Raw genomic sequence first — 12522 nt, 5'->3', positions numbered from 1 at the left:
GGTGTGATGGAAATTTTAGAATTTTATGGTCATGGGCTATTGGTACGCGGGGGCTTGGTACGAGGGGACAGAACTGACTCTCCCGGTTAGTGATCCGAGTTTTTTATTTGGGGCGACCCTCTTTACGACGCTCCGGGTTCACCAAAACTCCCTCACGGATTCCCGCAGTCTATGGTCTCACCATGGCGATCGCCTCCGCCACAGCATCAAAACCTTGCAATGGCCAGCACCCGATTGGGAGCGCATTAACCAGGGCGCCCAAAAAGTGGCCGCCGTCGCCCCCGTGGTGCGGGTCACAATCCTCCATGATGGCCGCGAACTGATCCTCGGTCGTCCACTGCCGGAACATTTAGCCCAACAGCAGCAGCAGGGAATCCAAGGTTGGTTGGCCCAAGACCCCTATTTCCAGAGACCCCAGGCGGATTTTAAAACAGGCAATTACCTCAGCGCGTGGCAGGCCCGTCAACGGGCGATCGCCTTGGGGACAGGAGAAGCCATTCTGCAAGATCCCAGCGGCCACTGGCTCGAAACCGCCACCGGAAATTTATGGGGTTTTAAACAAGGCACTTGGTACACGCCGCCCCTGGGGGGAATTTTACCTGGGGTGATGCGATCACACCTCCTAGGGCAATTGCAAAACCAGCAACTCCCCGTCCAAGAAATTCCTTGGGACATTGATCTGATCTCAACCTTCGAGGCGATCGCCTACAGCAACAGCGTCGTGGGCGTGATTCCTTTCCAGGCGATTCAGGGAGCAAACTTTTCCTTAAACGCTCTCCAGATCGACCATCCAGCCCTGCGCCACCTCCAGCATTTGAGCGGTCAACTGGTCGTGTAATCCAGGTAAATCCTCGAAAAGCATTGAGAAAAATCTTAAAATACTTAAAATAAAGTAACAAGCCGTAATAAAAACGCGATTAATTTTCATAATTAGCGGCCCCTGCTGGCTTCATTATTTTCAGAAATTTCTATGAATCATTTCTTGCCTCGTCCCCTGCTCCGTAGTCTTTTCGCGGTCTGTTTGGCGGTGATGACCTGGGCGATCGCCCCCGCTGCCTTCGCCGTTAACAACCCTGAACTGCTCCCCGATTATGAAACGCCGGTCGTGGATTTGGCGAACTTCCTCCCACAGCTCCAGGAAGAAAATCTCGTGACGGATCTGAACAATTTTGAAGCAGAAACGGGCTGGAAAATGCGCGTCTTAACTCAATTTGACCGCAGTCCCGGACGAGCCGTAAAAGAATACTGGGGCCTCGATGATAAAAGCATTTTGCTCGTTGCCGATGGTCGGGGGGGCAACCTCTTGGCCTTTAGCATTGGTGATGATGTTTATGAGCTAATGCCCCGCACCTTCTGGATCGAACTCCAGACCCGCTTCGGCAATATGTATTACGTCCGTGAACATGGCGAAAATCAGGCGATCGCCGACGCTCTAGAAACCGTTAAAGTCTGTGTCACCAAAGAAGGCGGTTGTATCGTTGTGCCTGGCTTACCCCGTGAACAGTGGCTACTCACCCTCATTAGTTCCGTTGTTGGGGGCGTTATCTGTGGCTTTGCTGCCATTCCCCGCAAGGAAGGTCAAGCCTTTGCTTGGCAGTGGGCCTTAATCATGTCTCCTCTCTGGGGCATCCTCTTCCTTGCCTTTGGCGTTGGCCCCGTTGTTACCCGCACCTCCGACTGGTTACCCTTACTCCGCAATATCCTCGGCTTCATGATGGGGGCGATCGTGGCATTTATTGCGCCGATGTTTAATCAACCGAATCCTTCCGAATCTGAATCCTAAAGTTTGTCCCCTTGTAAAATTCAACCTGATGCCTCTCAGTTCCTTGGGAGGCTTTTTTATCTGCTCGCCCAGAAAAAAAACAAAAATTGCAATCAGACTATAAATAGTGCTTTCTGGGGGACAATCGTTCCAACTACACCCATCACTGGTGTGGTATCTCTCAGCAAACTCTTTTAAACTAAACTTAAGACCTTTTAAGATTTGTATCCTCTACGCGGCCCCAGCCACTATGCAACAATCTCTCCTTGACCGGATGCCCACCAATCCCATCTTTAATCCCGATGGGAATGACGATATCGCCCACCGTTCCATTTGGTTCGGAGAAACTACCAACCTGATGCAACTGAACGACGTTCGCTACCCTTGGGCGGTGGGACTGTACCAACAGATGCGCGAAAACTTTTGGATTCCCCAGAAGCTGGACATTACCCAGGATGTCACCGACTACCACAACCTGACAAATTCAGAACGCCGCGCCTTTGACGGAATCCTCAGCTACCTCACATTCCTTGATTCTGTCCAAACCTGTAATCTTCCTCACATCAAAAGCTCGATTACGGCCCCAGAAATTAGCCTCTGCATTGCCGAGCAAATCTCCCAGGAGGGGATGCACAACCAGTCCTATCAATACATGATTGAGACGATCATCCCTAGCGATCGCCGCAGTGCCGTCTATGATTTTTGGCGCACGGATAAAGTCTTACGCGATCGCTGTGAGTACATTGCCAGCAACTACCAACGCTACATTGACAATCCCACCCCAGAAAACTATTTCACGACCCTTGTCGCCGACTATTTGCTAGAAGGGCTGTATTTTTACAATGGCTTTGTGTTCTTCTATAACCTCGCCTCGCGGATGTTGATGCCCGGTTCTGCGGATATTTTTAAGATGATTAACCGGGACGAACTCAGCCACGTGCGCCTATTTCAAAAACTGATCCCAGAGGCCATGGCCACCTTTGATCACTCTGTCGATCACATCTATGAAATGGTGGAACGGGCCGTACAGTACGAATGCCAATGGACAAACCACATTGTCGGCAACGATATCCTTGGCATTACAGAACAAAGTACAGAGATTTACACCAAGTATTTAGCGAATATTCGTCTTCAAGCCATCGGCCTCGAACCGTTGTACAAAGGGGATCAATACAAGAAAAGCCCCTACCGTCACCTCGAACGATTCTCAGACACGAAAAAAGAAGGAAACACCAAAGCCAACTTCTTTGAGGCCGGGGTGACCAGCTACGTGATGTCATCGGGAATTACAGGCTGGGATGAATTTTAAACAGACACTGGGGGCGATAATGCAGAAAAAAATCTGTAGTTTGTTGTACTGTTTTTCGTCCCTTATTCTGCCCGCAGTCGCAATGAGCTAAAATTAGCGTTGCATATCCGTTCAGTTTGAGGAGGAGAGGACTATTCCTGAACCGCTAAATCTGACTGTAAGTTTGAGAGGAACTTACGAAGTCATTGACAACAAATATCAAATTTTCCGCTTAACTGGGTTATTGGATGCTTTTTCCGAGCCTGTGTTTAGTACAGCCATCAAAAACCGGATTAATGAAGGCCCCCACGATATTATCCTCTCCCTAGCCCAAATTGATTTTGTGGATAGTTCTGGGATCGGTGCCCTGGTGCAGTTGGTAAAACACACCCAAAATGCTGGGGGAACGATGCAAGTGGTGACCAATCCACGGGTAACCCAAACGGTGAAGTTAGTTCGCCTAGAGAAGTTTTTGTCTCTACGGAACTCCATTGATGAGGCGATCGCCCACCTAGACGAGAAAAAATAGGGACGAGAAAACCATTGTTTGTCCCTGACATTACCGCTGATCAGCTCCGACAATTATCCCCCGCGTCCTTAGCCTATGTGGGGGATGCTGTTTATGAACTCTACAGCCGCTGTTATTTTTTGTTGCCCCCCTGTCGCATCGCGGATTACCACGGTAAGGTGGTGGCGGAGGTGCGGGCAGAAACCCAAGCCCAATATTTAACTCTCCTGGAACCCCATTTAAGCGAGCTAGAACAGGATATTGTTCGCCGGGGGCGCAATGCAGCCACCGGAAAACCAAGACGCCTGAGCTTAGCTATTTATCGGCAGGCCACGGGCTTTGAAGCCCTAGTCGGATATCTCTATCTCACAAACCCGCAGCGTTTGGCCGAATTATTTACCCATTTACCCCAAGAACGGTCTGGGGTCTGATATGATCGACTCTCTTTTGTGTTTCGTTGGGGCTTTTTCCCCTAGGGAGCGCCCCGCCTGAGGTAAGACCAAAATATGTTTGTGTTGATTTAACGATTGGCTGAAAAAGGTGATTTTGTTGACTTTAAATAACCAGAGTCATACTCTAGGCGATCGCCCCAGCCCCTGCAACTGATTTTCCTTGACAAGTTAATACATCTGAACGACCAAAGACTGATTTTTTATGAACAAGCCACATCGATCCGATTCGGGTAAAAAATACGGTAGAGCTGCTGGGGGAAGAGACCGCAAGCCGAGCAAAAAGTATGGAAAAGCTTCTTCCTTTGATCGGGATCGACGTTCTGATCGCCGCGAAGATGGCGGTAAATTTGAACGGGGCGATCGCCCAGCCCCCCGGCGCAAGGGTCAATTTTCCCGGCGAGACGAAGGAGGAGAACGCTCCTTTAAACGTTTTGATAAACGCAGCAGCCAAGGTGCTGGCCCGAATAAAAGACGCCCCATTACAGACCGTCCCAAGCCCCAGCGTAGCCAAGGGTCAGAATTCATTCCCCAAGATGCGCCTGAACTCACGCCCCAAACCGCCCCAGAGGAAGCTACCGAAGCAGTCACCCCAGAAGAAGATAATGACTTGATCTACGGCAAACATGCGGTGTTATCAGTGCTGGAAAGCGAGCGTCCCCTCAACCGAATTTGGGTCACCTCCCGCCTGCGCCACGCCAATCGTTTCCATACCCTCCTCCAGGCCGCCAAGAACCAAGGCACGGTCATCGACGAAGTGAGCATGTCCCGCCTAGACTATCTGACCAACCGGGGTGTCCACCAAGGGATCGCTGTGCAGACTGCGCCCTATGAATATATGGAGTTGCCGGATCTCATTGAGCAAGCGAAGGCCAAAACAGAATCCCCCGTGGTTGTGATTGCCGACGGCATCACCGATCCCCATAATTTGGGGGCGATTATTCGTACTGCTGAAGCCATTGGTGCCCAAGGGATGATTATTCCCCAACGGCGGGCGGTGGGGGTAACCTCAACGGTGATGAAGGTGGCCGCTGGTGCCCTTGAACATTTCCCGGTCGCGCGAGTGGTCAATCTTAGTCGGGCCATGGAAGAACTCAAGGAAGCTGGTTTCTGGATTTATGGCACTGCCGCCGGAACCAGTAAAGCCTTACACAATATCAAATTTGAAGGTGCGATAGGATTAGTTATCGGTTCGGAAGGACAAGGTCTTAGTTTGTTGACGCAAAAGCATTGTGATGAACTGGTTGCAATTCCGATGACCGGGAAAACCCCTAGCCTAAACGCTTCCGTCGCTGCGGCGATCGCCTTATATGAAGTGTACCGACAAAAGCTTGTACGCCAGGTGCAAATCACCCTCCCGGATACCCCCTAAGGCAGTATGCAAAGTGAGCGCTTTCGGGATAAAACAAGAGTTGTTGGTTTGGATCCAGACAAGCTATCTTCAACAACAAGTATTTTTCCAGTAGACCCATACCTCAAACTTCACCACCACAGGGACAGATATGAAAGAACTTTTGCTCAAGCTCTTCGAGACCATTGGCCGCGCCTATTGGCTTGAAATTACCACTGAGCAACCGGAGTGTACCTACTACTTTGGTCCTTACCTCAGTCGCAAAGAGGCGATCGCCGCCCAGCCCGGTTTCCTCGAAGACCTTACCAACGAAGGCGCCCAGAACATCGACGTAAACCTACAGCGGTGTCGTACCCCCAAAGAGCTCACCATTTTTGATGACTCTGGGTCAAAAAAAACCCTGATGCCCATCTTGAGCTTTAGCCACTAGCTTCTGAATTATTCCCCCTGGTAATCCCCATTTTCTGTGTGTGCCCCGGCGCTATCCATAATGGGGATTTTTGTCGTGGTTGCGAAGCCGCTTCCCTGAAACCAGGACGCCACAGGGGTAGAAGTCTTGTGATATCTTCATTAGGGAACAAAATCTATATTCTGTCCATTTCCTAGCAAGTGTTCGAGGCAAAATAGCGTGTCGTTAAATTTTCAAGAAATCATCGCCACCCTCAATCAATTTTGGCAGGATCGTGGTTGTCTAATTGCCCAGCCCTACGACACCGAAAAAGGGGCCGGCACCATGAACCATCACACTTTTTTGCGGGCGATTGGCCCTGAACCTTGGTCTGTTGCCTATGTCGAACCTTGCCGTCGCCCTACCGATGGCCGCTACGGTGAAAACCCCAACCGGGTACAGCATTATTTCCAGTACCAGGTGATCATCAAACCGTCACCGGACAACATTCAAGAGATTTATTTAGACTCCCTCAAAGCCCTAGGGATTCAGCCGGAAGATCATGATATCCGCTTTGTAGAAGATAACTGGGAGTCGCCGACCCTCGGTGCCTGGGGCGTGGGCTGGGAAGTGTGGCTTGATGGCATGGAAATCACCCAATTTACCTACTTTCAACAATGTGGTGGCCTTGACTGTCGCCCGGTTTGTATTGAAATCACCTACGGCCTAGAACGCCTGGCAATGTACCTCCAGGAAGTGGATGCGATCACCAAGATCCGCTGGAATGAGACCACCAGCTACGGAGATATTTTCCTGCAAAGTGAAATTGAGCAATGCACCTACAATTTTGAAGCGTCTAATCCGGAAATGTTGTTTCAGCTATTCTCGCTCTACGAAGCAGAAGCCCAACAACTGATTGAGAAAGGGTTGGTGATGCCGAGCCTTGATTATGTGCTGAAATGTTCCCACACCTTTAATTTACTCGATGCGCGGGGAGTGATTGCCGTGGCCGAACGTACCCGTTACATTGGGCGGATTCGTCACATGGCCCGCCAGGTGGCCCACCTTTACCTTGCCCAACGGGAAGAATTGGGCTTTCCGTTACAAAAGGCGATCGCCTAAGCTGGAGATAGACTCCGCCGACGAATTGAGGTATTGCGATGCGTACTTCCCTAGGGGCCATTGCCGAGCACATTGCGGCAACCACGGGCCAACCGTTTACCCTCGAACAGCAGCGTTCCGTGGGGGGCGGCTGTATTAACCAGGGCTACTGTTTGGCAGGCTTTGGCCAGCGGTATTTTGTGAAGCTGAATCGTCCGAATCAGACGGCAATGTTCGCCGCAGAAGCCTTGGCCCTCCAGCAAATGGGCGCAACCCAAACTATCCGTGTTCCAAAGCCCATCTGTTGGGGGGAAACCGAGAGTAATAGTTATATCGTCCTGGAATGGATCGACCTTGGTGGTGGTAGTGGTGAGGCTTGGCAAGCTATGGGCCGCCACTTCGCAGAACTTCACCGTCGGGGTACGGCGGAAAAATTTGGCTGGGATCGCCCCAACACCATTGGTTCTACGCCCCAAATGAATGACTGGCAAAGCAATTGGGCTGAATTTTGGGCGGAACAACGCCTTGGTTATCAACTGCGTCTTGCGAGGCGAAAAGGGGGCGATTTTCCGGAGCCACAGCGGATCATCGAGGGGGTACGGCGAATTTTGCGGGATCATCAGCCCCAGCCTTCCCTCGTCCACGGGGATCTTTGGTCAGGGAATGCCGCAGTGACGGCCCAGGGAGAACCGATTATTTTTGATCCGGCGGCCTACTATGGCGATCGCGAAGTGGATATTGCGATGACAGAACTATTTGGTGGCTTTCCGGGACGTTTTTACCAGGGCTATAACGAGGCTTGGCCCCTGGATTCTGGCTATGGCGATCGCCGCGATTTATACAACCTCTATCACGTGCTCAATCACTTCAATTTATTTGGTGGGGGCTATGGCAACCAGGCCAAGCGAATTATTCAGCAGCTTTTTTAAGGTTGTCCCAAACCCTGAGATCGGTGGGTTCGTCAATGTCCTGGAGTATTGGCAGTAAGGCAAGGCTTAGATTTAATTGCTGGCAGCGGGCCTCGGTTTCCGAGAAAACTTGAGCTGTACCCCAGGGCATTTTTGTAAAGAGAGCAGCAATATTTTGGCGCAGACCAATCAGATAATAACCACCGTCTACTGCTGGGCCAAGGACAACTTCAGCCGCATCGAGTTTATCAAAGGCCGCTGCGAGAATTTCATCGGTAATGCTTGGGCAGTCGATACCAATCACCACGGTTTTGTCATAACCTTGTTGTTCACTGGTTTGAAAAGCATGAATCAGGCGATCGCCTAAATCTTGGCCCTGTTGCGCTTGATAATGCCACTGTTTCCCCAGCCAGGCTGCCATTTGGGTCGTTGTACCACCGGAAAAGTAAATCGAAATCTCGATATTTTTCAAAACTTCTACGGTTTTCAGGGTATGTTCCGTCAGGTGGCGTTGTAGGGTTGCGGCCCCTTCCGCCCCTAAAGCAGGAATTAAACGGGTTTTTGTCTGGCCCGGCACCGGGTAGCGGGTGAAGATAATGAGATGCGCAGCGTTGTGACACATTACTGATAAACGGGGTGTTGCCCATAGAACGGTACCACCGCGCCCCAAGGCCCCTGGGGGTCTGCTTGCCATTGGGATTGGGCAAGGCTTAAAACTTCAGTCACAGTATCACCAATCGTTTCTGGGGGATCGATCACCTGCAAATCAGGAAAATTGCCCTGACAATCTGCCCAGGCCGTGGGGGTAAATAACTGATCCGGCACGAGGGCGATCGCCCCTGTCGCAGTGATTTGATAAATGGCCCCAAAGACTGCGCCCCGTCGCGCTGGCAAAGCCACAGCCACCGTTTGACCCAGACAATTTTCTCGGTTCCGAAAAGCGATTGCCGCTAAGGTCGAGATGCCATAGAGGGGAATGTTTAACTGTTGGGCGAGGGTGCGGGCCGTGACAACCCCCAAGCGGGTACCCGTAAAGCCACCAGGCCCCTTTGTCACCCCTAAAAAAGCGATGTCTTGCCAAGCATGGGGCTGGATAAACTCCTGGAGATAGCAATGGAGTTGGGCCGATAAATCCCGTCCCAGTTCCCACAGGGCCGTGCGTTGTTCCCCTGTGACCAAGTTCCGTAAACTCAGCCCTAACTGGGGAGTTGTGGTGTGGAGTGCTAAACCCAAGGTGGGCTCCGGTGCGATCGCCATAGATGTCTGCAAATTGCCACAAATAACAGGCCTTTCATTCTAGGCGATCGCCTGCCGATTACCCAACGGTAGCCCAGTAAATTTAGCCTTAGGGATTAGGAATTTTGGCCATTTAAGCTATGATAGAAAATGCTGTCTTTATATAGAATTTTTAGACTAAATTTCATGGCCAAGAAATCAATGATTGAGCGCGACAAGAAACGTGCTCGCATGGTGGCAAAATACGCCGCAAAAAGAGCTGCCCTTAAGGAAGCTTTCAACAACGCAGCTGATCCCCTCGAAAAACTCGAAATCCACCGCAAAATCCAGAATCTTCCCCGCAACAGCTCTCCGACCCGGATGCGCAACCGTTGCCAAATTACCGGCAGACCCCGCAGCTACTACCGTGACTTTGGTCTGTGCCGCAACGTACTCCGGGATTGGGCTCACCAAGGCTTGCTCCCCGGTGTGGTCAAATCCAGTTGGTAGTGACTGGTCTCGGCCCCAAGGGTTAAGACAATTTAGCGATTATTTTTTATATTTTTTTTCGAGGTAAGGCTTAGCTTTACCTTTTTTTGTGGCGAGAGGCGGGGGGCAATTTTCAAAAAAGCAGCAATTGTCACCTCCCCTGAAGAAATTCTTTCGTTACACTAGAGGCGTCTCTTGGTGTTTTGTATTGATTCAAACCTCATTGGAGTTACCTAAGGCGATCGCCATGTCTGAATCCGAAAAAGAAAAATTTCTATTTCCCATTGAGAGCTACCGAGGCGAATTCAAAATGGAGAAAGTCCTCTTTAATGCCAACCTACAGGAGTTTGCCCAGCGGGTAAATTTTATCTGCAACTTAGAAACGAACGGCAAAATTTCATCACAGCAAGCCTATCAAGAAATTAAAAACCTTTGGAAAACCCTCAAAAGTACCCGCAAAAGCCTTGAACTCCCCGATGAGGAGAACAAAGCTTAGTCTTTTTTGGGGAATAATATTGGCGATCTTTTCGCTACTTTTCCACCAGCCAGAGAGGTAAACTTTGGCTCGGGTTTACGGCCAAACCTTGAATATTAGCCTGGGCAAAAACATATTCTTTCCCTTGCCAAATGGGAATATAGGGCACATCTGCCACCATTTGTTCTTGGATTTGCGTAAAAATTTCGAGGCGTTTTGTTGGGTCAGTTTCGGTTCGTTGGGCATCAATTAATTGGTTCATCGCTTCATTCCAATAAAAAGACCCTTGGTTTTGCGCACCCCCCGATTCACAGCCCGTTTCTGGCGATCCCACCTCACAATTCAAAAGGGGATGAATGTAATTATCCGCATCTAAAAAGTCCGGGTACCAGTTCCCCAAAGCCGCCGGATAAATCCCCTGGGCAATATTTTGGAAAAAGGTCGCCCCTTCCACACTGCTGGGTTCAAATTGCAACAATCCGCCCAGTTCGCGGTTGGCATACTCCCTTAGGGTTGTGGCGATAATGCCACGGGTGGTGGAGCCGGATGGGTACCACAGGGGAATTACAGCCGGATTTTCTGGGGTAAAGCCCGCTTCGGTGAGGAGAGTTTTGGCCTGTTCAATGTTGGCATCACCATAGGTGGTTTGGAACAAGGGCTGCGAAGCCGGAAAAGAAGTCGGAATCAAACTATAGAGGGGATCAGCCTGACCATTGAGTACCCGTTCGTTAATCAGGTTGCGGTCGAGGAGAGCGGCGATCGCCTGGCGGACTTCGAGCTGATCGAGGGGGGCTTGGTTACGGTTTAGCACCATAAAATTCACCGCTGTTCCCTCTGCTTCTAGGGCTTGAATTTCGCCGCTTTCTGCCTCCCGGAGGAGATTACTCACCTGTTCCGGCTCCAGAGATTGGTAGGCGATATCCACGGCCCCCGTCTGGAGCGCATTAAATAAATTGGCGGCATTACTATTAAAAATTTGGATATCAACTCCGGCATTCTTCGCGGTCTCGCCCCAGTAATCGTCATTGCGGTCGAGGGTAATGGTGTCGCTCGTAAAGGCCGTTAGCTTGTAGGGGCCAGTGCCCACCAGTTGACTGGGGTTAAAGGCACCTTCGCCGATTTCGTAGGCCGCGGGGGAAACAGCACTAGCCCCAGCAAAGGCCAATAATGCAGGAAACGCAGCAAAGGGTTGCTTGAGGGTAATGGTCAGTTCATATTCCCCGGTCGCTTCGATATTCTCGATGATGTCCCCTAGTAAAAAGGAAGGTTTCCCTTTGTTTTCCATGAAGCGATCTAAAGAAAATTTCATCGCCGCCGCGTTAAAAGGTTCGCCATCGTGGAAAGTGACGCCCTCCCGCAGGGGAATCGTATAGGTGAGGCCATCGTCGCTAATGGTGGGCAGATCTGCGGCCAGGAGGGGTTTGATCTCCGTGGTCCCGATTTCGTAGGTGTAGAGACTTTCGGTGACGTTGTAGATGATATTTAAACCGGCAATTTCGTAGCTATCGGCGGGATCGATGGTGCGGGGTTTGGCGGTGGTGCCCAGGGCCAAACGATTATTGACATCGGCGCTAATGGTGGTCGTTTCGCTGTTGGGAGTGGTGCCGTTGGGATTGGGATTACAGCTCACCAGAAGGGAACCAAAACAAAGGGCGATCGCCGCTACAGAATAAAATTGCCGGGAATGGATCATAGTGCTTTTGGACAACAGGACTAGGTGGATTTGATCATAGCGGGATTTGACCCCGAATATTGTTGGGCAGACCGGGTTTGGGGATCGAGGACTTGGTTCAGCTTGCCACTGCGGTAGCCCTCGAGGTCTAGGGTGACGTACAGAAACCCGTAGTCTTGGAACGTTTTGACCAAGACATCGAGATCTACCTGGACGACAAAATCCCGAATTTGTTCGGGGGGCAACTCAATGCGAGCGGTATCACCCTGGGAACGCACCCGCAGCGATCGCCAGCCCAAACGCCGTAGATAAACTTCACAACGACCGACCCGCTGGAGTTTTTCGGTGGTGATCAGTTCACCATAGGGAAACCGCGAACTGAGGCAAGGTTGCGCGGGTTTATCCCACCAGGGCAACCCCAACTGTTTGGAAATTTCCCGCACTTCTAATTTCGTGATCCCCACCTCTGCCAAAGGCGATCGCGCCCCCCGTTCCTGAGCCGCTTGGATCCCGGGACGATAGTCCTGAAGATCATCGGCATTAACCCCGTCAATGACGTAGGGATAGCCCCGTTCTAGGGCCAGGGGTTTAAGGGTGTCGTGGAGTTCGCTTTTGCAAAAATAGCAGCGATTGGCCGGATTGCTGACGTAATTAGGGTTGTCCATTTCGTGGGTTTCCACCTGTTCATGGACAATGCCAATGGTTTTCGCCTGGGCGATCGCCGCTTCGAGTTCTTCGGGTAACAGGGATGGCGAAACGGCAGTCACCGCCACGGCGCGATCGCCCAAAACATCGTGGGCTACCTTGGCCACCAGAGTGCTGTCAATGCCCCCAGAGTAGGCAATTAAAGCCCGTTCCGTTGCCTCGAAAAAATGTTGCAGTGCCGTGAGTTTTTCTTGCCAAGCCATGGATCGCC

The 12522-nt window shown here is 51.0% G+C and carries 15 protein-coding genes; 11 read left to right on the top strand and 4 right to left on the bottom strand.

What is annotated here, in order from left to right; genetic code table 11:
- Nucleotides 1-31: 31 nt before the first annotated feature.
- The 9 genes from AACT35_RS07000 (at nucleotide 32) to AACT35_RS06960 (ending at nucleotide 7776) form a co-directional block, all read left to right on the top strand.
- Nucleotides 32-838, top strand: a complete 807-nt coding sequence (locus tag AACT35_RS07000; RefSeq protein ID WP_254048055.1) for an aminotransferase class IV — start codon at nucleotides 32-34, stop codon at nucleotides 836-838.
- Between the two features lie 132 nt (nucleotides 839-970).
- Nucleotides 971-1783: a TPM domain-containing protein gene (locus tag AACT35_RS06995; protein WP_099240196.1), complete on the top strand. Its 813-nt coding sequence runs from the start codon at nucleotides 971-973 to the stop codon at nucleotides 1781-1783.
- 229 nt (nucleotides 1784-2012) lie between these two features.
- The gene (locus tag AACT35_RS06990; RefSeq protein ID WP_216820561.1) at nucleotides 2013-3071 is read left to right on the top strand and encodes a ribonucleotide-diphosphate reductase subunit beta; all 1059 of its coding nucleotides are present in this window, start codon (nucleotides 2013-2015) and stop codon (nucleotides 3069-3071) included.
- Nucleotides 3072-3234: 163 nt separating this feature from the next.
- On the top strand, nucleotides 3235-3579 hold the full coding sequence (locus tag AACT35_RS06985; protein ID WP_012306017.1) for an STAS domain-containing protein: 345 nt from the start codon (nucleotides 3235-3237) through the stop codon (nucleotides 3577-3579).
- 14 nt (nucleotides 3580-3593) lie between these two features.
- A complete protein-coding gene (locus AACT35_RS06980; RefSeq protein WP_099240194.1) occupies nucleotides 3594-3989 on the top strand; it encodes a Mini-ribonuclease 3 in 396 nt (131 codons plus the stop codon).
- A 223-nt stretch (nucleotides 3990-4212) separates the two neighbouring features.
- The gene (gene rlmB, locus AACT35_RS06975) at nucleotides 4213-5379 is read left to right on the top strand and encodes a 23S rRNA (guanosine(2251)-2'-O)-methyltransferase RlmB (RefSeq protein ID WP_099240192.1); all 1167 of its coding nucleotides are present in this window, start codon (nucleotides 4213-4215) and stop codon (nucleotides 5377-5379) included.
- 130 nt (nucleotides 5380-5509) lie between these two features.
- Complete coding sequence (locus AACT35_RS06970; protein WP_099240190.1) at nucleotides 5510-5788, top strand: DUF1816 domain-containing protein; 279 nt, start codon at nucleotides 5510-5512, stop codon at nucleotides 5786-5788.
- A gap of 198 nt (nucleotides 5789-5986) precedes the next feature.
- Nucleotides 5987-6868, top strand: a complete 882-nt coding sequence (gene glyQ, locus AACT35_RS06965; protein WP_099240188.1) for a glycine--tRNA ligase subunit alpha — start codon at nucleotides 5987-5989, stop codon at nucleotides 6866-6868.
- A 38-nt stretch (nucleotides 6869-6906) separates the two neighbouring features.
- Entirely contained in the window at nucleotides 6907-7776 is an 870-nt protein-coding gene (locus AACT35_RS06960) for a fructosamine kinase family protein (RefSeq protein ID WP_099240186.1), read from the top strand.
- On the opposite strand, the gene AACT35_RS06955 is transcribed toward AACT35_RS06960, so the two are convergent.
- Both AACT35_RS06955 and tsaB read right to left on the bottom strand, forming a co-directional pair.
- Nucleotides 7757-8449 carry a TIGR04282 family arsenosugar biosynthesis glycosyltransferase gene (locus AACT35_RS06955; protein WP_254048054.1) on the bottom strand — a complete coding sequence of 231 codons (693 nt, stop codon included), beginning with the start codon at nucleotides 8447-8449 and terminating at the stop codon, nucleotides 7757-7759. The two genes, AACT35_RS06960 and AACT35_RS06955, sit on opposite strands and share 20 nt — an antisense overlap.
- Nucleotides 8377-9012 carry a tRNA (adenosine(37)-N6)-threonylcarbamoyltransferase complex dimerization subunit type 1 TsaB gene (gene tsaB / locus AACT35_RS06950; RefSeq protein WP_099240182.1) on the bottom strand — a complete coding sequence of 212 codons (636 nt, stop codon included), beginning with the start codon at nucleotides 9010-9012 and terminating at the stop codon, nucleotides 8377-8379. Before tsaB ends, AACT35_RS06955 begins: the two co-directional genes overlap by 73 nt.
- A gap of 165 nt (nucleotides 9013-9177) precedes the next feature.
- Between tsaB and rpsN the strand changes: the two genes are divergently transcribed.
- Nucleotides 9178-9480, top strand: a complete 303-nt coding sequence (rpsN, locus tag AACT35_RS06945; RefSeq protein WP_012306025.1) for a 30S ribosomal protein S14 — start codon at nucleotides 9178-9180, stop codon at nucleotides 9478-9480.
- A gap of 226 nt (nucleotides 9481-9706) precedes the next feature.
- Nucleotides 9707-9955, top strand: coding sequence for a DUF7219 family protein (locus AACT35_RS06940; RefSeq protein ID WP_062432061.1), 249 nt, complete (start codon nucleotides 9707-9709; stop codon nucleotides 9953-9955).
- Nucleotides 9956-9989: 34 nt separating this feature from the next.
- Here the strand turns inward: AACT35_RS06940 and AACT35_RS06935 are convergent, their stop codons facing one another.
- Together AACT35_RS06935 and larE are read right to left on the bottom strand one after the other, a co-directional pair.
- A complete protein-coding gene (locus tag AACT35_RS06935; protein WP_173867252.1) occupies nucleotides 9990-11627 on the bottom strand; it encodes an ABC transporter substrate-binding protein in 1638 nt (545 codons plus the stop codon).
- Between the two features lie 20 nt (nucleotides 11628-11647).
- Nucleotides 11648-12514 (bottom strand): ATP-dependent sacrificial sulfur transferase LarE, encoded by an 867-nt coding sequence (gene larE / locus AACT35_RS06930; protein ID WP_099240178.1) that lies wholly within the window; start codon nucleotides 12512-12514, stop codon nucleotides 11648-11650.
- Nucleotides 12515-12522: the final 8 nt, after the last annotated feature.

This window comes from Synechococcus sp. BDU 130192 (assembly GCF_963876085.1).
Classification (GTDB): domain Bacteria; phylum Cyanobacteriota; class Cyanobacteriia; order Cyanobacteriales; family MRBY01; genus MRBY01.
Note: the sequence above shows the minus strand (reverse complement) of the source record. Positions and strands in the feature narration are given on the sequence as shown.